Raw genomic sequence first — 18,946 nt, forward strand, 5'->3', positions numbered from 1 at the left:
GTACCCGCGGAATCCGCGCGCCCGGGGCCCGCGCGGCGATGGTCCACTCACCGGAGCGGATGTCTCATCCGACGGACACGGCCCTCGGCGCCGTCCCCGAGGCACTACGCTCCGGTTCGTGGCCGATATCCAGATTCCCGCTGACATCAAGCCCGCCGACGGACGCTTCGGCGCCGGTCCCTCCAAGGTGCGGACGGAGGCGCTCGACGCCCTGGCCGCCACCGGCACGTCCCTGCTCGGCACGTCCCACCGCCAGGCCCCGGTCAAGAACCTGGTCGGCTCGGTCCGGCAGGGCGTGCGCGACCTCTTCTCGCTCCCCGAGGGCTACGAGGTGATCCTGGGCAACGGCGGCTCCACCGCCTTCTGGGACATCGCGACGCACGGGCTGATCGAGAACAAGTCCCAGCACCTGACCTTCGGCGAGTTCTCCTCGAAGTTCGCGAAGGCCGCCGAGCTCGCCCCGTGGCTGGCCGAGCCGTCCGTGATCTCCTCCGACCCGGGCACCCACCCGGAGCCGCGGGCCGAGGAGGGCGTGGACGTGTACGCGTTCACCCACAACGAGACGTCGACCGGTGTCGCCGCGCCGGTCCGGCGGGTCGCGGGCGCCGACGAGGGCTCCCTGGTCCTGGTGGACGCCACCTCCGGCGCGGGCGGCCTGCCCGTCGACATCACCCAGTCGGACGTCTACTACTTCGCCCCGCAGAAGTCCTTCGCCTCCGACGGCGGCCTCTGGATCGGCGTCTTCTCCCCGGCCGCCCTGGAGCGCGCCGCGCGCGTCCACGCCTCGGGCCGCCACATCCCGGAGTTCTTCTCGCTCCCCACGGCGATCGACAACTCCCTCAAGAACCAGACGTACAACACCCCCGCCCTGGCGACCCTCTTCCTCCTGAACGAGCAGCTGGAGTGGCTGAACGGCCAGGGCGGCCTGGACTTCGCGACCGGCCGCACCGCCGCCTCGTCCCAGCACCTGTACGGCTGGGCCGAGGAGTCCAAGCACGCCACCCCGTTCGTCTCCGACCCGGCGAAGCGCTCCCAGGTCATCGGCACGATCGACTTCTCGGACGAGATCGACGCGCCGGCCGTCGCCAAGGCCCTGCGCGCCAACGGGATCGTCGACACCGAGCCGTACCGCAAGCTGGGCCGCAACCAGCTGCGCGTGGCGATGTTCCCGGCGATCGACCCGGCGGACGTCCAGGCCCTGACGGCCTGCGTCGACTACGTGATCGAGAAGCTCTGACGAACCCCGGCCCGCGCCCGTAGCCCCGACGCCCGCGAAGGTCCCCGCGCACCCGACGCGCGCGGGGACCTTCGCCGTTCACCCGACCGGGTGGCACGCCGCCTTCCGGGCCCGGGCGGCAGGATCGTCCTACGATGATGACCTCGACATCATCCCTTCAGGAGGCCCGCAATGTCTGCAGCAGCAGTCGAGCACCCCTGTGACGGTGAACCCGAATCCCTGCTGGACACGGCCAACAGCCTCACGGAGCAGCTTCCGGGGTACCGAGTCGAGATCATCGGAGGCGTCATCACCGTGGCCCCACCCCCGGACGGACCGCACGCGAACGCACTGACCACGCTGATGGTTCCCTTCCTGGCCGCAGGTCTCCACGGCGAGGAAAGCAGAGTGCTCCAGGGCATCGGCCTGTGGCTCCCCAGCGGTCCCATGGACTACGCCATCCCCGACCTGGCCCTCGTCGACGCCGATTTCGACGAGCACCTGGTCGAGAACAACTGCTACGACCCGGCCGTCTTCCGCCTGGTGCTGGAGGTCACCTCCGGCAATTACAACAACGACCTGCGCAACAAGGTCGCCGCGTACGCCGAGGCCAAGATCCCGGTGTACGTGATCGTCGACCGCAAGCACGGGCGGGTGCACGTCCTGACGGACCCCATGGGGGGCGGTTACGACAGCCACCAGGTGTACGCCCCCGGGCAGTCCGCGTCGCTGCCCGACTCCATCGGCGCCCCGGTGGCCCTCGACGTGGACGATCTCATCCGGGCCGGCCGGACCCGCGCCTGACGGCCGGGGCGGGCCCCGGGGGCGCTCAGGACGCGGCTGCGAGCAGCACGTCGCGGAGCCGGGTGATGCCCGTCGTCCACTTCTCGTTGTCCTCCCACAGCTCGCGCAGCTCCGAGTTGTCGCCGAGCACCGCGTCGAGGGCCTTCGCCGCGAGCGGGCGCAGGTCCGCCGGGAGGGCGGGCAGTTGCTCGTCCGGGCCGTAGGCGGTGGTCACCGGCTCCCCGCCCGGGCACTGAGCGCCGATCAGCGCCGCCGCCGCGACCGCCTCCGACCCCTCGTCGCTGTCCAGGTAGTCCGCCGCGATCGCGATCTCAAGGGCCGTGCGGATCAGCGCGGGCCGCTCGGCTTCGGGCGCGTCGTCCAGACGCCCCGAGAAGTCCGCGGCGGAGTCGTTGTCGAAGTGGCCGAAGTCCCAGGTGCCCATGGGTGTCCCCTCAGTGTGAAACAGCGTCGGCCGGCGAGTTCCACCGGCGTGCGCCATCCTCACACCCGCCACTGACAACGCCCGACGACGGCCCCTCGGCGCGCGTGCCGGTTCCGTTCCCAGCGACGCTCGCCGTCGTGCCACCTCTCCGTGGGCGTCAGCCCGGCCGCCGCGGCCACGGCGGCGGACGCGGCGTGGTCGGGGTGGACGTGGGCGACGACGGCGCGCACCGCCGTCTCCCGTACCAGGCGGTCCACCAGACCCGCCGCGGCCTCCTTGGCGTATCCCCGGCCCTGCCACCGCGTCCCGACCACCCAGGCGATCTCCGCCTCCGCCGTCCGGGTGTCCACCGTCGCCTGGACGTATCCGGCCAGCCGGTCCTCGTCCCGTGCCCGCAGCACCCAGTTCCACCACCGCACCCCGGGGTCGGGCGAACCGGCGGTCTGACGTTCGTAGCGGGCCCGCAGCCCGTCGGCGGACTCCGGGACGCCCCCGGTGAAGGCGTACAGGGCCGGGTCGGCCAGCACCGCCGCCATCTCGTCCGCGTGCGCGACCCGCAGCGGCAGGGCGTCGAGCCGGAGGGTGGAGAAGGGGTCGGGCTCCTGGTTCGTCACGGCGCCCGAGCCTACGCGCGTGACGCGCCCGCCGGTCCGGGCGCCCCGGACCGGGACGCCCGGAGAACCGGACGCCCGGTCGCCCCCGCCCGACGGCGGCGGCGCTCAGCGGCTCAGCCGCTGGAAGCGTCGTACGGCCAGGGGCAGGAACACCGCGGTCAGCGCCAGCGGCCACACCACCGCCATCAGCAAGGCGTGTTCCTCGACCCAGGTGCCGCCGCTCGCCACCGGGTTGCCGAAGAGCGCGCGCGTCGCCGTGACCGTGGACGAGATCGGGTTCCAGGCGGCGACGGCGCCCAGCCAGCCCGGCATCAGGGACGGCGCGACCAGGGCGCTGGAGATCATCGTGGCCGGGAACGCGATCGCGTACAGCCCGCCGGCCGACTCCGGGCCCGGGACCAGCAGCCCGAGCCAGACACCGACCCATATCAGGCTGAACCTGAGCAGCAGGAGCAGTCCGAACGCCCCGACGGCGGCGGCCGGTCCGTCGCCCGCGCGCCAGCCGATCGCCAGCGCGGTCGCCCCCAGGATCGTCAGTTCGGCGGCGGCGACCAGCAGATCGGCGAGACCGCGTCCGGCGCAGACCGCGACCGGCGCCATCGGCATGGAGCGGAACCGGTCCACCACTCCCTTCCCGACGTCCGTCACCATGGCCACGGCGGTGTTCATGAAGCCGAGGGCCATGGTGGTGGCGAACATGCCCGGCATCAGGAACTCCCGGTAGTCGCCCCCGCCGGGAACCTTCATGGCGCTGCCGAAGACGTACCCGTACAGCAGCACGGAGAGGATCGGGAAGCCCAGCTGCCAGACGATGGCGAGCGGCTGTCGCCGGTAGTGGGTGAGGGTGCGGCGGGCCACGTTCCAGCTGTCGGCCAGCGCCCAGTGGAGCCGGCCGCGTGCGGGCCCCCACGCCCGCGGTTCGACGACGGTCACGCCGTCACCTCCGCTTCCCCGGTCGCGCCGTCCGTGCGGTTCCCGGCCGGGCCGCCCGTCGGCGGGCTTCCGGTCAGAGCGAGGAAGACGTCGTCGAGGGTCGGCCGGCGCAGCCCGATGTCCTCGACGGCGATCCCCCGGTCCTGAAGGGTCCTGACGACCTCGGTGAGCGCGGCGACCCGGTCCGGGACCCGGGTGTGCACACGGCGGGCCGCGTCGTCGAGGGCGACGGGGCCGGTACCGGCGACCCGTTCCACGATCCCGGCGACCGCGGGCAGGTCCGCCGCGTCACCCGCGACGACCTCGATCCGGTCGCCGCCCACCCGGTTCTTCAGCCCGTCCGGGGTGTCGTCGGCGACGGCCCGGCCCCGGTCGACGACGGTGACGCGCGAGGCGAGCCGGTCGGCCTCCTCCAGATACTGGGTGGTGAGCAGCACCGTCGTGCCACCCGCCACCAGAGCCCTTACGCTGTCCCACACCTCGCCCCTGCCGCGCGGATCGAGCCCCGTCGTCGGCTCGTCCAGAAACAGCACCTGGGGGGCGAGGATCATCGACGCCGCGAGATCGAGGCGGCGTCGCATGCCGCCACTGTACTCCCCGGCCCCCAGGTCCGCGGCCCCGACCAGACCGAACTGGTCCAGCAGTTCCGCGGCGCGCCGCCGGGCCCGGTCACCCCCCAGGTGGAAGAGGCGTCCGAACATCTCCAGGTTCTGCCGGCCGGTCAGGACCTCGTCGACGGCGGCGTACTGCCCGGCGAGACCGATCCTCGCGCGGACGCGACGGGGTTCGCGCGCCACGTCCAGCCCGGCGACCTCGGCGCGCCCGCCGTCGAACCGCAGCAGCGTCGACAGGACGCGCACGGCGGTGGTCTTGCCCGCCCCGTTCGGTCCGAGCAGCCCGTGCACGACGCCGCGCCCCACCGTCAGGTCGAACCCGTCGAGCGCCCTCGTCTCTCCCTCGCCGCGTCCGTCCCCGCGCTGCCGCCGGTACCGCTTGACGACTCCCTCGGCACGTACGGCACATCCGTTCGCACCCATCGCATGACCCCCTTCGTCCACCGAATCGCGCGACCGCGCCGAGGGCTCGTCCTCACGTCGCCTCCGGCCGAACACCGCGAGTGCGAGGAGGAAGCCCGAGCGGCCGCCGAACCGGCGCCCCGGAGGGACGCCGACCCTTTGCGTACACCGTACCCACATGAGAGTACATCGTACGCAGTTTTGGTCCGGCGACTCGCCCCCGGCGGCTTACGCTGAAGCCATGGCTCAGAGGGACGCAGCGGGTGCGACGGACGGAACGACGGCCGGCAGCGGCGATGTCGCGCGCAGCCTGGAGCTTCTCTGGGGCGTCGGCAACCGGCCCGCCCGCGGCCCCCGGCCGGCCCTCACCCTCGACCGGATCATCGCCGCCGCCGTGGGGATCGCCGACGCGGAGGGCCTGACCGCCTTGTCGATGCGACGGCTCGCCACCGACCTGGGCACCGGCACGATGTCGCTCTACCGCTACGTCCCCGGCAAGGCCGAGCTGCTCGACCTGATGCTCGACCACGTCCTGGGCGAGCCGTCGGCCGTCCACGACGGCACGACGGACGGCGGGCCCGAGGACTGGCGCGCCGCCCTGAGCGCCATGGCCCACGCCCACCTGGAGCAACTGCACCGCCACCCCTGGCTGCTCAAGGTCAATCAGGCGCGCACGGTCCTCGGCCCCAACGCCCTGCGCGGCCTGGAGAGATCCCTGGCCGGCATCAGGGGGATGGGCCTGCCCGACACCGAGCTGATCTCCACGATCATCACGGTCAACAGCTTCGTGGAGGGCATCGCCCGCGCCCGGTTCCACACCTCGGAGGCCGCGCGGGAGACCGGGGTGAGCGACGGCGACTTCTGGGAGCACCAGCGCCCCTACCTGGAACGGGCCATGCTGAGCGGCGACTATCCGCTGATGGCGGCCCTCTCCGAGGACGCGTTCGGCCAGGGGACCGACCACTTCGCGTTCGGTCTGCAACGGCTGATCGACGGTTTCGAGGCGCTCGTCCGCCGGCGGGCCGGGGGATGAGCCGCACCGCCCGCCCCGCGGGGACGGGTCTCGCCGGGACGCCGGCCGCGGCGGCAGGCGGCAGGCGGCCGCCGGTCAGCTCCGGCGCCGTCGCATGAGGAGGACGGCGCCCGCGGCGACGAGCACCAGCACCCCGGTCAGGCTCATGCCCTTGGCGCCGACCCCGTCCCCGGCGTCCCCGGCGGACGAGGGCGAGCCCCCGGCGGACGCGTTCCCGCCCCGCCCGGCGTCCTTCTCCAGGTCGACCCGGACCACGTCGCTGCGCGTCCCCTCGGAGCCGAACATCAGCGCCGAGCCGTCCGCCGTGTACGTCACGGACTCGGCCTGCCGCTGGAGCGGCGCCCGGACGGCGTGGTCGGCGCCGAGCCGGCCGTCGGCGAAGGCGTAGGCCCGGGCGCTGAAGTACGAGCGCAGCACCAGCTCCTTGCCGTCCGGTGAGAACGCCCCGTCCGTCACCCACGGCACCTCCCCGACCCGCCGGAACACGTTCACGGAGCCGGTGGTGAGCCGGGCCGGGCCCTCGTACAGCCCGCCGCCGCCCTCCTTCTTCGACGCGATGTAGACCCGGCCGGTCACCGGATGCACCATCAGCGCCTCGGCGTTGCGCGGGCCGTCCGCGTACTTCACGTCGAACTGGGTGGCGCGGACCGTGGCGTCCTTCAGCTCCTTCGGCTCCGGGAAGCGGTAGATCCAGACGTGGTCCCAGCTGCCGTCGAGGTTGTCGCCGATGTCCCCCACGTACAGGTCGCCGTCGGGGCCCAGCGAGATGGCCTCCACGTCGCGCGGCCGCCCCACCCCGGTCATGGTGATCGTCGCGACGGTCTTCCCGGTGCGGGAGTCGACGGCGTAGACGTACGGGCCGTCGTCGCTGTCGTTGTGCGTCCAGTAGACGCCCGGGTGGGCCCGGCTGGCGGCGAGGCCGCTGGACTCGGTGATCCGGGGGTCCTCGATGGTGAAGCTCCGGTCGGCCCCGTCGCCGGACTCGGCGGCGGCAGCCCCGGCGGAGAGCGCCCCGGCGAGCAGGAGCAGGGCGGCGGTTCCGGACGCAGTCAGGTACGAACGCATGCCGCAAGTGTCCATCGTCACGCCGGCGCCGGGGGATCATTCCCGGGTGATCCGCGATGATGGCGTCCATGCGTTTCACGTTTGTCGGCGACAGCATGACGATCGGCCGCGCCGGCGACGTCACCTGGCGGTACCGGATGTGGCGGCATCTCTCGGCCGTCCTCGACGCCCCGTTCGCGATCGTCGGCCCGCGCAGCGCGCTGTACGACGCGGAGGCGGACGCCGCCGTCAGTCACGCGTACGGCGCGCCGGACTTCCCCGTCGAGGCGCGCGCCCATCTGGCCGGCTGGGGCGAGGGCTGGCTGCACATGGCCCCGGTGATCGCCGACGTCGTCGCCGGGCACCGCACCGATGTGCTGCTCGTCTCGCTGGGCCTGATCGACCTGGGGTTCTACACCGACAGCGACCGGACCGCCCGGAACGCACGGGCGTTCGTCGCCGCCGCCCGCACCGCCAACCCGCGCGTGCGGATGGTGCTGCTGCCCGTGATACCGAACATACGGGCCGAGTCCGACGCCCCGTTCGCCGCCGAGTGCGACCGCTTCAACGAACTCCTGGCGAAGGCCGTGGCCGACCTCGACGACCCGATGTCCCCGCTCCTGCTGGCCTCCCGCCCGCCCGGGTACGACATCCACCGGGACACCTACGACGGCACGCATCCCGGCCCCACCGGCGAGCATCTGCTGGCCGGCGCGTTCGCCGACGCGATGCACCAGGCGTGGGGCCTGGGCGGCCCGTACGCGGCCCGCCCGTAGGACCCCGCCCCCGCGCGCCCCCGCTCGTAGGCACGTACGGGGCCGTCCAGGACGGCCGGACCCGCCGCGTCCCCGCCGGTCGGGAAGCCCCGCCGGTCAGGCGTCCCGCCGGGTCGCGGGCCGGGCCTTGATGTGCATCCGCTCGCCCTGCGGGCCGAACAGGCTGAGGAATTCGACCGGTTCGGGCCCGGCGCTGGCCCACGCGTGCGGGGTGCGCGTGTCGAACTCGGCGGCCTCGCCCGCCGTCAGCACCAGATCGTGCTCGCCCAGCACCAGCCGCAGCCGCCCCGCCAGCACGTACACCCACTCGTACCCCTCGTGGACCCGCTGCTCCAGCGGCCCCGTCGCGCCCCGGCCGCCGGGCAGGATCTGCTTGTACGCGTGCAGCCCGCCGAAGTGCCGGGTCAGCGGCACGAAGGTCATCCCGTCCCGAGTGAGGGGCCGGAAGTGCACGCGGGGGTCACCGGTGGGCGGGGCGCCGACGAGTTCGTCGAGCGCGACCCCGTACGCCTTGGCCAGCGGCAGCAGCAGTTCGAGGGTGGGCCTGCGCCCGCCGGACTCCAGCCGCGAGAGCGTGCTGAGGGAGATGCCGGTGGTCTCGCTGAGCCGGGCGAGGGTCGTACCCCGCTCCCGGCGCAGGGCGCGCAACCGGGGGCCGACGCCCGTCAGCACGGCCGAGATCTCGTCGTCCGCGCGCGGACCGTGATCCGCCCGCCGGTCGCCGCCCTCCCGGGGGACGCCGGGGCCCTCCCGGTGATCGCCGGGCCTGTGCCGCGCACCGCGCGTCCGGTGCTCCGAGCCTTCCGCCATGCGCCCATTATCGGCCGGGGTCAGGACGGCAGGATCATCGCCAGCGAAAGCCGGGTGAGTTCGTCGGTCAGCCATTCGGCGTCGACCTGGCGGGGACGCCGGCCGTGATGCGCCATGAGCTCGTCCACGGCGTGGTTCAGCACCGTGACGGTCACGGTGTGGTCGCTCGGCACCGCCTCGCCCCGGCGCACGGCGCGTTCCGCCTCGGAGGTCAGGAACTCGATCCACATGGTCCGCCAGGTGGCGAGGTGGTTGTCCACCTCCCGGCTCACCCCGAGCGCCTCGACGAACGCCACCCTGGCCGCGCACGGGTCCTCGGTGACCGCCTTCACATAGGCCTCGAAGAGCAGCCGGACGCGTTCCCGGGTCGGACAGTCCTCCATCCCCTCGGCCATCAACGCGTTCTCGGCGGCGCGCAGTCCGTAGGTGGCGACCTCGTCGTAGATCGCCATCAGCAGCACCTCGCGCGAGACGAACTCCTGCTGGAAGACGTGGACGGGCACCCTCGCCTGCTCGCACAGGTCCTCGACGCTCGTGTTCGCGTACCCGTACGCGGCGAACAACTGACGTCCGGCACGCAGGAGCCGGTCCCGTGCCTCCTGGCTCTCCGCCGTCTGCCCGGCCGCCCCGTTCCGCTGGTTCGCCACGGCACCCACCATCGGTCCTCCTTCGTCGTCCGTACCGCCGGTCCCCACTCTTCCTGCTCGGCCCGGTCGGTGGGGTCTCCGCCACGCAGTGGGACACGCGGGGCGGCACCTTCTTCACGTCCGTTCGTCCGGCTAAACGGTGCCGCCGCGCATCGGTTCCGGGTCACGGGGAGTTCGCTCACCGGCGCCGCCGCCCGAGCCGGGCGCGACGGGGCCGGCGGCGCCCGACGGGCCGGGCCGGCCGTCTCCGGACCGTCCCGCGGCGGGAGGGGGAGAGCCGCCGGAGAAACACCGCCCGGCGTCCCCGGAAAACCCCCCGCCACGCTCGTCCGCGCACGCGCCGACGCCCGAACGGGCCGTTCCCGACCGGCACTTCCGCCCCGTACACCGGGGCCCGGCACACGTCCCGGGGCGGCCTCCACCGCCGCTCCCGACGCTGGGTTCCGGCGCCGCGCGGACCTACGATTCCCCCTTCCGTGCAACGAGAAAAGGGAACGGGATCGCGTGGAACGGAACATTCGCACGACGGACGACGTGCTCAGGCTTCTGGACGACCTGGTCTCGCCGGAGGCCGACCGGTGGACGGCCGGCGCGGCGGGATGGTGGGACGGCTTCTACGCGGACCGGTCGCGGCCCGTGCCGTTCTTCGCGGCGAAGCCCGACGAGAGCCTCGTCTCGTACGTCGACCGGGGGCTCGTCGCCCCGGGCCGCGCCCTGGACCTGGGGTGCGGGCCGGGCCGCAACGCCCTGCACCTGGCCTCGCGGGGCTTCCGGGTCGACGCGGTGGACCTGTCGCCGGAGGCGCTCGCCTGGGCCGGGGAGCGCGCCCGGGAGGCCGGGGCGGCGGACGACATCCGCTTCCTCCGGGGCGACGCCTTCGCCCTCGCGGAGACCGAACTGGCCGGGCCGTACGACCTGGTCCACGACTCCGGCTGCTTCCACCATCTGCCGCCGCACCGCCGGGTCAGCTATCTCGCGCTGCTGGACCGCGTCCTGGCCCCCGGCGGCCATCTCGCCCTCACCTGCTTCGCGGCCGGCGAGGCGGGCATGGGGAGCGAACTCCCCGACGCCGCCTTCTACGACGGGGCGGGGCTGCGCGGCGGGCTGGCCTACACACCGGAGTCGCTGCGCCGGATCTTCTCCGGCCTGACAGAGGTCGAACTCCGGCGCATGAACGACGAACCGCCCGCGTCCGCCCGCTTCGGCGAACCGTTCCTCTGGACGGCCCTGTTCCGCCGCCCGCCGACGGCCTGAGCGCCTGGGCCGCCTGGGCCGCCTGGGCCGCCTGGGCCGCCTGGGCCGCCTGGGCCGCCTGGGCCGCCTGGGCCGCCTGGGCCGCCTGGGCCGCCTGGGCCGCCTGGGCCGCCTGGGCCGCCTGGCGGAACCTACCGGCCGGGCCGTGCGGGCGGGGCCGTGAAGGCGACGTCCGCGGCGCGCGGGACGACCTCCAGGTCGCTGCCGAGGGACCACTCCGCCACCCGCGAGACCGCCGCGGCCGGGACCCCGTCGCCGATCCCGGGGGCCGCCGGGATGTCGTGCGTCGCGTGGGCGTCGTGCGGCATGACGACCCGGTGGCCCAGCGCCAGGGCCGTCCGCGCGGTCGCCCGGACGCACATCTCGGACATCACCCCGCAGACGGCGAGCGACCGCACCCCCGCGCCGGTCAGCAGGTCCCCCAGCGGGGTCTCGTGGAAACCGTCGTCCTCGGTCTTGCGGACCACCGCCTCGGCGGGCCCGGGCGCCACGGCGTGGTGGAGTTCCCAGCCGGGCGTGCCGGGCTCGTCGCCCGCCCCGGGCTCCCCGTCGTTCTGGATGTGCACCACGAGCGCCCCGCCGGCGCGCGCCCGGGCGATCAGGTCCGCCGTGCGGTCCACGAGCCGGGCCGCGTCCGGCACCGCCCGGTCGCCCCGGACGGCGTCCAGCTGGACGTCCACCACGAGCAGGGCCTCAACAGGGTCCGGGGAAAAGGTCATTCGGCCATCATGACTCCCGGCGCCGCGCCGCTCCACCGATTTCGGCCGCCGCGCGGTCGAGTCCTGGCGGGGCGGCGGGCAGGGGGCGGGGGCGGGCAGGGGCATGGACCGGCGAGGAGGGCGGGGACCGCCGGGAGGCGGGGACCGTTCCCCCGCGTTCCCCGCCGCCTCCGCTCACGCCGCCGGGCCCGTCATCCGTTCCGGCATTCGTCCGGCGTCGGTTTGTTCGGCGGCGCCTCGCCCATCAGCGGGTAGAGGTGTCGTCGGTAGAGCCGCTCCCAGGTCCCGTCCGTCAGGACCTTCCCCAGGGCGGAGCACACCTCTTTCTTCAGCCGCTTCTCCCCGGGCTTCATCGCGACGCCGTAGCCCTCCAGGCCCTTCCCGGCGTCGAGCCGCTTCAGCCGGGTCGGGTCCTCCTTGACGAATCCGGCGACGATGATGTCGTCGGTGCTGACCGCGTAGACGCCCGACGCGGGATCCAGCAGGCGCCGCACGCACTCCTCGTATCCGTTCGGGCGGGTGGCCGTCAGGTTGTACTTCTCCTTCGCGAGCCAGTCCACATACGTCGAGTCCCGCGCGGTGCAGACCTCCAGATGTTTGTCGAGCAGGAGGCTGGTGTCCTCGACCTTGTACAGCTTCGCCTTCCGGTTCACCAGGAAGCTGCGGTTCGCCACGTAGTACGGCCCGGCGAAGGCGACGCTGTAGTCCGGCGGCTTCGCGTGCTTCCGCTTCTCGGTGATGCTGTACGTGGCGATGACCAGGTCCACCGACCCGCCCTGCAACAGGCTGCTCCGGTTCTCGGTGCTCACGGTCTTGAACTCGACCTCGTCGCGGGCGTAGCCCATGTCCCGCGCGATCGCGTAGGCCAGGTCGACCTCGTAGCCCTGGTACGTGTCCTTCCCGGTCTTCACGCCCAGGCCCGGCTGGTCGGCCTTGACGCCGACCTTCAGGGGCTGGCCCGGGTGCGCCGCCCGGTATGTCTGCTCCGGCGGGGCCTTGCCCTCCCCGGCGGGCGCGTCGGCCCGTTCGTCCTGCCGCGAGCGGTCCACCGCGTACCAGCCGACTCCGGCCAGCAGCGCGACGCACAGGGCGACGACCGCGGCCCGCCGCCCGTACCGGGCCCGCCCCTCCGGGGACCGGGCGGCGGGCGGGGACGGCGCGGCCCGCGGCGACGGCCCCGGGGGCGGGGGCGGCCCGGGGTCCGGGGGCGGGGGCGCCACGGGCCCGGGGGCCGGGTCGGGGAACGTCGGCGGCACCGGCCCGGGTTCGGGTGACGACGGCGGTACGGGGGCGGGGGCCGACGGGGGCGTCTCCCGCGTCGGGTGCTCGTGGAGGACCGCGCGGAGCAGCTGTTCCGCCTCCGCCGCGGACAGGCGTTCGCGGGGGTCCTTGCGCAGCAGTTCCTCGACGACCGGGGTCAGCGGACCGCCGTACGTCATGCGCGGCACCGGCGACTCGTGCACGGAGATCAGGAACTCGACCAGCGACAGCCCGTCGAAGGGCGTCCGGCCCTCGACCATCTCGTACAGCGTGATGCCGAGGGCCCACAGGTCGGACGCCGGCGTCGCCGCCTGCGGCCGGCCCGACGCCTGGTCGAACAGTTCGGGCGCCAGGTACTTCACCGTCCCGACCAGTTCCCCCGACCGGGTGACCGGTACGGCCCCGTCGAAGGTCGCGATCCCGAAATCGGCCAGGATCGCGAACTCCCCCGGCCGGAACAGGACGTTGTGCGGCTTCACGTCCCGGTGGACGACACCGGCGTCGTGCACGGCCCGCAGCCCGCGCAGGATCTGCAGGCCGATCCTGGCCGCCCGCCGGACCGTGAGCTGCTGCTCCGCGCGCAGCAGATCGGCGAGCGAGTGGGCGTTCAGCAGTTCCATCACGATCCAGACCTGGCTGTCGGTCTCGACCCGGTCGTGGACCGCCACCACGTTCTGGTGCTTGATCCTCGCGATGGCCTCCGCCTCGCGCCGCGCCCGCTTCATGAGCTTGGCCTGGGCGTCCGTGCCCACCGCGCCGCGGTCGAGCAGGCCCTTCACGGCGACCTTGCGGTTCAGGCGGGTGTCCAGGGCCTCCCAGACCTCGCCCATCCCGCCGTGCCCGAGCCGGCGCAGCAGCTGGTAGCGCGCGTCGATCATCTCGAACGGCGCGGTGACCGTCTCCGGCGGCGGCTGGGCCTCGGGGCCGTCCTCGCCGGGGCGGCGGCCCGACCGGCCGCCGGTTCCCTCGCCGTGCCGTTCGTCGCCGTGCCGCTCGTCGCCGCGGCGCCCGTCGTCGTGCCGCTCGTCGCCGCGGCGCCCGTCGTCGTGCCGCTCGTCGCCGCGGCGCCCGTCGCCGGTACCGCGATCCGCCATGTCGTCGCCGTGCACCACGCGACCCCCTGTGCGCTCCCTGGACCAACCGCGCTCAGACTAGAGGCACCGTCATCCGCCCGTCCCCTGACCGGACTTGTGATTCGGCCATGTTGTCCCGGGCGTCAGCGCACGGCCCAGATCCACCCCAGCGGAGTGAGCCCCAGGCGGCGGGCGACCGACTGCGACGCGTGGTTGTCGGCCGAGGTGCTGTAGAACAGCACCTCCTTGGCACGGGCCTCGCGTCCCGCCCAGGCCGCCACGGCGGCGGGGGCGAGGCGGCGGCCCCGGTGGTCGGCGCGCGTCCAGACGCCGGCCTCCGCCGCGTCGGCGTTCGTCGCGGGCGAGTGGCAGATCGACACGGGTTCGCGGCCGTCGACGGCCATCGCCCACTCCCCCGCGCGGCCGCCGATCAGCTCCTCCCACTCGCCCGGCTGCCAGTTGTCGGGCCGGATCCAGCTCCGCGCGGCCTCCCGCCCCTCGCCGTCGGACACCACGACGGGCAGCGGGGAGTGATCCGGGGCCCGGACCCGGACGCCCGCCGGGAAGACGAAGCTCGGACCGCCGGTGATCGCGGGGGTCGTCGCGCCCGCGCCGGTCGCCTCCGGACCGTCCGTCCCCGGGGCCGTCGCCGCCCGGTCGCCCAGGGACGCGGCCAGGCGGACGAGCGCGGCGGGCGGCTCACCGGGCCGGTACGCCTCGTCCGCGCCCTCGGCCAGCGCCGCCTCGCGGAGCCCGGCGCCGACCTCCGGCGCGACGGCCAGCAGCCGGGCCCGGGGAGACCACGCCCACACCGCTCGCGGTGTGGACTTCCGCAGCAGGAACGGCGGTTCGTCGGCGGCGGGGTCGAGCCCGTGGATGACGTCCACTTCCGTGGTCAGCAGTCGTTCCTCGTCCCAGATCATGCCGTCCACTCTTCCCCCGCCCCGCCCGCCGGGACAAGCGAGTTCGGCGGAACGCGGGACGTCAGCGCTCCGCGAAGCGCTCGCCGCATCGGCTGCAGAACACCGGTTCCGGGTCCGCCGAGAGCCGGCCGCAGGCCGGGCAGACCCGGTCCAGCAGACAGGCCGCCTCGCCGCCCTCGGGCTCGGGCGGGCGCTGGGGCTGAGGCTGGGGCCGGGGCGTGGCCCGGGGCTTGATGGCCAGACCGGGGCGTCGGCGGTGGACGGTCACATAGGCCAGGCCGTCCGGCCCGGCGACCAGCGCCCGGCGGGAGGCACGGGGCAGCCAGAGGACGGTGGTCGGCGTCAGCTCCAGTCCGGCGCCCCCGGCGACGGCCCGGCCGCCGCCCGCGACGACGACCAGGAGGACGTCCAGCGCGTCCTCCTGGTGCTCCCCGACCTCGGCGCCCGGCGGGAGGCGCACCAGGTTCGCATCCAACTCACGGCCGGACTCGGCCAGTTGCCACAGCGCGCCGCGCGCTTCGGGGCCGGCGTCGGTCAACAGGCCGTCCAGCACGGCCAGTACCCGGGGTGTGGAATTCACGGCGCCCAGGCTACGCCCCGCCCCGAGGACCGGCCCGTCGTCCGTGGTGCCGCAGCTGCCGTCGTGCGCCCGCCAGCGATGTCGGGCAGACCCTCAAGGCCGTCCCCCTCGCCCGCCGAGCCGAGGAGGCACCGCGCCGTGGACCGCCGACCGGACGAGAAGTACCCGCCCATCGAGCCGTACGCGCACGGCATCCCCGACGTCGGGGAGGGCGACCACATGTACTGGGAGGTGTGCGGCAGCCGTGAACGGCGGTGTGACGGGCGTGAACGGCGGTGCGGCGGGCGGTGGATCCGGCGCCCGGAACAGCCCGGCGCGGGCGGCCTCCGCGGCGGCCTGACACGCGTCACCCCTGACATCCGCGGATATTCAGGCGCATCCGAGGCGTCATGGGGCGGGGCGGACGCCGGGCCTGGAAGTGGGCATGGCAAGCTGGGGGGCCGCTGCATGTGCGACAGCACGCGTACCCCCCACCGTCCTCCGTCAGGACCGGTGCTGTCGCCGGACACAGCGCCCGACGCGACCTTGTCCGAGACCGATTGTGGGGTACCACTTGAGACCGAAGAAGAGAGTCTGGATCACCGCCGCCGTGGCCGTCTCCGCCGTGGCGGGCGTCCTGGCCTTCGAGGGGGCGACCGCCGGCTCGCCCGCGGCCGACGACGCCAAGTCCGGCCCGGCCGGGACCGGCCCGGCGCGGGCCGATGTGCGGGCGACCGCCCTGAAGGTGGCCGGTGACGGCACCACCGCCGCCCTCGGCCGACGGGACACCGCCCCGTTCAGCATGCTGGGCGTCACCTGGACCGACCCGGCGGCGAAGGTCACCGGGACCGTGGAGGTGCGGACCCGGTCCGCCGCCGACGGGCGGTGGACGCCGTGGCTGCCGCTGGACACCGATGTCACCGGGCGCGCCGAGAGCGGCCGGTCCGGCGTGCGCGGCAGCACCGAGCCGCGCTGGGTCGGCCCGTCCGACGGCGTCGAGGTACGGGTCGGCGCGGGCGGCGGGGTCTCCGCGAAGCTGCCCGCCGGGCTGCGGCTGGACACCGTGGACCCGGGCCGCACCGGCGCCTCGAACGCCGCCTTCGCCACCGACGCGGAACCCGCCGCGTTCGCCGCCGCCGACCCGGCCGCCGCGGACGACCCCTCGGCCGGCCCCGGCGCCGACCCGTCCGGCCCCGCCGGCTCCGAGCCGCCCGCGCCCGGCACCGGTGCCGACCCGGCCGACGCGGCGACCCCCTCCGCACCCTCCGCGCCCGGCGCCTCCGAGCCGGCCGGCCAGACGCCCACCCCGCCGGCCACCGCCCCCACGGCGTCCGCGAGCCCGTCGCCCACACCGTCGCAGACGCAGACGCAGACGCCCGGCCCGCCGTCGACCGCGCCGAGGCCGCCGATCGTCTCGCGCGCCGGCTGGGGCGCCGACGAGTCGATCAGCCCGGAGGCCCCGGAGTACCTGAACACCGTCAAGGCCGTCTTCGTCCACCACACCGCCGAGACCAACAACTACTCGTGCGCCGACTCCGCGGCGATCGTGCGCGGCCTGTACGCGTATCACGTCAAGGCCAACGGCTGGAAGGACCTCGGCTACAACTTCGTGGTCGACAAGTGCGGGACGATCTTCGAGGGCCGCAAGGGCGGCGTCGACCGCCCGGTCTTCGGCGCGCACACCTACGGCTTCAACCGGGACACGGCCGGCATCGCCGTCATCGGCACCTACACGGACACCGCCGCCCCGAGCGCGGCCACCACCGCCGTGGCCCGGGTCGCCGCGTGGAAGCTCGGCCAGTACAAGGTCGACCCGGCGGGCACCACCAGGCTGACGGCCGGGGCGACCCAGAAGAACTTCGCGGGCACCGCGTTCACCACCGGCACGGCCTACACCTTCAACACCGTCTCCGGCCACCGCGACGGCTTCAACACCCAGTGCCCCGGCACCAAGCTGTACGGGCAGCTGCCCGCGATCCGCGCCCTCGCCGGGGGCTCTGTCACCGGGCTGGCCGTCAAGTCCGTGACCGGCGCCGGGCTCTCGGGCTCGACGTACTACGCCCAGTCCGCCGTGACCGTCGGCTGGTCGGCGTCGACCCCGAGCGCGTTCGTCTCGAAGTACGAGCTGCTGGTCGACGGGCAGGCCGTGGCCACCACCGCGGGCACCGCGACCTCCGCCAAGGCGACGCTCGCCGTCGGCAGGCACACGGTCCAGGTCCGCGCCACCCACCAGTCCGGCAAGGTCAGCACGTCCCCGGCGGTCACCGTGGTCGCCGACCGGACGGCGCCCTCCTTCACCGCCAAGCCGAACCTGGCCCTGCGCACCGGCACCGTCAACACCGCCGGCGTCCCGCTCACCCTCCAGTGGAAGGCCACCGACGCCGCCGCGCTCAAGGAGGTCCGGCTCACCGCCCCGGTCGCCAGGACGTACGGTCCGACCGTGACCAGCGCCTCGCACACCGCGAAGTCGGGCACCGCGACCAAATGGGCCATGACCGCGTACGACCAGGCGGGCAACACCGCCGCCGCGTCCGTCTCCGGCACCCCGGTCATCCTCCAGGAGACCTCGGCGGCGAAGACGGGGAAGTGGACGACGAAGTCCTCGTCCAGCTACCTCGGCGGCAAGTCGTACTCCAGCTCGGCCAAGGGCGCGTCCCTGACCTGGACGTTCACCGGCCGCTCGGCCGCCCTGGTCGTCTCCCGGGCCTCGACCTCCGGCCAGGCGTACGTCTATGTGGACGGCAAGAAGGTGTCCACGGTGGACCTGAAGTCCAGCGCCACCAAGTACCGCGACGCGCTGTGGACGAAGACCTGGTCCGGCAGCGCCAAGCACACTGTCAAGATCGTCGTCGTGGGCACCTCGGGCCGCCCGGCGATCACCGCCGACGGGCTGGTCTACCTGAAGTGACCGCGGGCCCGGCCCCGTGCGGGCCGAGCCGCGGGCCGCCCCGCTCCCGTACCGCGCCGCCGGACGGGGGCGGGGCGGCGGCGTTCACCGCCCGCCGCCGGGCGTCCTGCGTACGGGTCGCCGCCGTACGCGTCACCGCCGTACGGCGCGCCGGCGCGGGGAGTGCCTCGGTATACGGTCACGCCGTACGGGTCACTGTCCGACGGCGGACGCCACGGCGACGACGACGAACATCAGCACGAGCACGGCCGCCATCACGCGGTTTCTGGTCTTCGGATCCACCCTCCGAGCGTAACCGCCGCGCTCAGCGGCCCAGCGGCCAGGATGCGTGCACCTCGTACCGGGGCCGCTCGCCCGGCGTCCCGCCGCCCGGCAGGTTGCTGCGGACCAGGGCGACCTCGCCGACCTCCCACGGGGCGCCCTCGAAGCCCGCCAGGGCCTCGACGTACGGGCGCAGGTCGGCGTCGGCGCCGCGGCTGCGGGCGAGGGTCAGATGCGGGCTGTAGCGGCGGTGCTCGTCCATCGGGACGCCGGACCGGCGGGCGGCGGCGTCGGCGCGTTCGGCGAGCAGCCGCAGGGTGTCGATCGCGCCCGCCGCCCCCACCCACAGCGCCCGCCCGCCGAACCGCCCGGCGCCGTGGAGGCGCAGCGGGAAGGGCCCGGTGCGGTGGGCGGCGCGGGCCAGGCGGGTGTGGAGCTCGGGCAGCAGGGTCTCGTCCACGTTCCCGAGGAAGGCGAGCGTGAAGTGCCAGTTCTCGGTGCCGGTCCAGCGCAGCCGCCCGGCGCCCGGCAGGGCGTGCAGCGGGGCGACGGCGCGGCGCAGCTCCCGTACGGCGGCGTCGGGCGGCAGAACGGCGACGAAGAGTCTGAGGCTGTTCGTGCTCATGCGCCGAGTGTCGCACCGCACCGGGCGCCGCAACCGGCGTGTCCTGG

The 18,946-nt window shown here is 74.5% G+C and carries 18 protein-coding genes; 6 read left to right on the plus strand and 12 right to left on the minus strand.

The genetic code is table 11. From position 1 onward, the window contains the following. Nucleotides 1-118 precede the first annotated feature (118 nt). Entirely contained in the window at nucleotides 119-1,237 is a 1,119-nt protein-coding gene (gene serC, locus WA762_RS06990; protein ID WP_335933805.1) for a phosphoserine transaminase, read from the plus strand. 171 nt (nucleotides 1,238-1,408) lie between these two features. Next, the gene (locus WA762_RS06995) at nucleotides 1,409-2,020 is read left to right on the plus strand and encodes a Uma2 family endonuclease (protein ID WP_335933806.1); all 612 of its coding nucleotides are present in this window, start codon (nucleotides 1,409-1,411) and stop codon (nucleotides 2,018-2,020) included. Between the two features lie 25 nt (nucleotides 2,021-2,045). Here the strand turns inward: WA762_RS06995 and WA762_RS07000 are convergent, their stop codons facing one another. The 4 genes from WA762_RS07000 to WA762_RS07015 all read right to left on the minus strand — a co-directional run bounded on the left by WA762_RS07000 (nucleotide 2,046) and on the right by WA762_RS07015 (nucleotide 5,028). Continuing rightward, the gene (locus tag WA762_RS07000) at nucleotides 2,046-2,444 is read right to left on the minus strand and encodes a DUF4259 domain-containing protein (protein ID WP_335933807.1); all 399 of its coding nucleotides are present in this window, start codon (nucleotides 2,442-2,444) and stop codon (nucleotides 2,046-2,048) included. Nucleotides 2,445-2,503: 59 nt separating this feature from the next. Next, on the minus strand, nucleotides 2,504-3,058 hold the full coding sequence (locus tag WA762_RS07005) for a GNAT family N-acetyltransferase (protein ID WP_335933808.1): 555 nt from the start codon (nucleotides 3,056-3,058) through the stop codon (nucleotides 2,504-2,506). Nucleotides 3,059-3,163: 105 nt separating this feature from the next. Further along, complete coding sequence (locus tag WA762_RS07010) at nucleotides 3,164-3,991, minus strand: ABC transporter permease (RefSeq protein WP_335933810.1); 828 nt, start codon at nucleotides 3,989-3,991, stop codon at nucleotides 3,164-3,166. Then, a complete protein-coding gene (locus tag WA762_RS07015) occupies nucleotides 3,988-5,028 on the minus strand; it encodes an ATP-binding cassette domain-containing protein (RefSeq protein ID WP_335933811.1) in 1,041 nt (346 codons plus the stop codon). Before WA762_RS07015 ends, WA762_RS07010 begins: the two co-directional genes overlap by 4 nt. Before the next feature lie 220 nt (nucleotides 5,029-5,248). Here WA762_RS07015 and WA762_RS07020 point away from each other — a divergent pair, with 220 nt between their 5' ends. After that, the gene (locus tag WA762_RS07020) at nucleotides 5,249-6,040 is read left to right on the plus strand and encodes a TetR/AcrR family transcriptional regulator (RefSeq protein WP_335933813.1); all 792 of its coding nucleotides are present in this window, start codon (nucleotides 5,249-5,251) and stop codon (nucleotides 6,038-6,040) included. A gap of 75 nt (nucleotides 6,041-6,115) precedes the next feature. Here the strand turns inward: WA762_RS07020 and WA762_RS07025 are convergent, their stop codons facing one another. Continuing rightward, the gene (locus WA762_RS07025) at nucleotides 6,116-7,105 is read right to left on the minus strand and encodes a WD40 repeat domain-containing protein (RefSeq protein ID WP_335933815.1); all 990 of its coding nucleotides are present in this window, start codon (nucleotides 7,103-7,105) and stop codon (nucleotides 6,116-6,118) included. A 68-nt stretch (nucleotides 7,106-7,173) separates the two neighbouring features. Between WA762_RS07025 and WA762_RS07030 the strand changes: the two genes are divergently transcribed. Continuing rightward, complete coding sequence (locus WA762_RS07030; RefSeq protein WP_335933816.1) at nucleotides 7,174-7,860, plus strand: GDSL-type esterase/lipase family protein; 687 nt, start codon at nucleotides 7,174-7,176, stop codon at nucleotides 7,858-7,860. Nucleotides 7,861-7,956: 96 nt separating this feature from the next. Here the strand turns inward: WA762_RS07030 and WA762_RS07035 are convergent, their stop codons facing one another. Together WA762_RS07035 and WA762_RS07040 are read right to left on the minus strand one after the other, a co-directional pair. Then, on the minus strand, nucleotides 7,957-8,670 hold the full coding sequence (locus WA762_RS07035) for a helix-turn-helix domain-containing protein (protein ID WP_335933817.1): 714 nt from the start codon (nucleotides 8,668-8,670) through the stop codon (nucleotides 7,957-7,959). A gap of 20 nt (nucleotides 8,671-8,690) precedes the next feature. Then, nucleotides 8,691-9,329, minus strand: a complete 639-nt coding sequence (locus WA762_RS07040) for a TetR/AcrR family transcriptional regulator (protein ID WP_335933818.1) — start codon at nucleotides 9,327-9,329, stop codon at nucleotides 8,691-8,693. 492 nt (nucleotides 9,330-9,821) lie between these two features. Between WA762_RS07040 and WA762_RS07045 the strand changes: the two genes are divergently transcribed. After that, nucleotides 9,822-10,571: a class I SAM-dependent methyltransferase gene (locus WA762_RS07045; RefSeq protein ID WP_335933820.1), complete on the plus strand. Its 750-nt coding sequence runs from the start codon at nucleotides 9,822-9,824 to the stop codon at nucleotides 10,569-10,571. A 131-nt stretch (nucleotides 10,572-10,702) separates the two neighbouring features. Here the strand turns inward: WA762_RS07045 and WA762_RS07050 are convergent, their stop codons facing one another. The 4 genes from WA762_RS07050 to WA762_RS07065 form a co-directional block, all read right to left on the minus strand. After that, nucleotides 10,703-11,290, minus strand: a complete 588-nt coding sequence (locus tag WA762_RS07050; RefSeq protein ID WP_335933822.1) for a cysteine hydrolase family protein — start codon at nucleotides 11,288-11,290, stop codon at nucleotides 10,703-10,705. 191 nt (nucleotides 11,291-11,481) lie between these two features. Next, nucleotides 11,482-13,644: a serine/threonine-protein kinase gene (locus WA762_RS07055; RefSeq protein WP_335933823.1), complete on the minus strand. Its 2,163-nt coding sequence runs from the start codon at nucleotides 13,642-13,644 to the stop codon at nucleotides 11,482-11,484. A gap of 122 nt (nucleotides 13,645-13,766) precedes the next feature. Next, nucleotides 13,767-14,546 (minus strand): GNAT family N-acetyltransferase, encoded by a 780-nt coding sequence (locus WA762_RS07060; protein ID WP_335933824.1) that lies wholly within the window; start codon nucleotides 14,544-14,546, stop codon nucleotides 13,767-13,769. A gap of 61 nt (nucleotides 14,547-14,607) precedes the next feature. Next, nucleotides 14,608-15,126: a hypothetical protein gene (locus tag WA762_RS07065; protein ID WP_335933825.1), complete on the minus strand. Its 519-nt coding sequence runs from the start codon at nucleotides 15,124-15,126 to the stop codon at nucleotides 14,608-14,610. Between the two features lie 553 nt (nucleotides 15,127-15,679). Here WA762_RS07065 and WA762_RS07070 point away from each other — a divergent pair. Next, nucleotides 15,680-18,013, plus strand: a complete 2,334-nt coding sequence (locus WA762_RS07070; RefSeq protein ID WP_335933827.1) for a peptidoglycan recognition protein family protein — start codon at nucleotides 15,680-15,682, stop codon at nucleotides 18,011-18,013. Between the two features lie 304 nt (nucleotides 18,014-18,317). Here the strand turns inward: WA762_RS07070 and thpR are convergent, their stop codons facing one another. Continuing rightward, nucleotides 18,318-18,899 carry an RNA 2',3'-cyclic phosphodiesterase gene (gene thpR / locus WA762_RS07075; protein WP_335933829.1) on the minus strand — a complete coding sequence of 194 codons (582 nt, stop codon included), beginning with the start codon at nucleotides 18,897-18,899 and terminating at the stop codon, nucleotides 18,318-18,320. Between the last annotated feature and the right edge of the window lie 47 nt (nucleotides 18,900-18,946).

The organism is Streptomyces tyrfis (assembly GCF_037034285.1).
Lineage (GTDB): Bacteria > Actinomycetota > Actinomycetes > Streptomycetales > Streptomycetaceae > Streptomyces.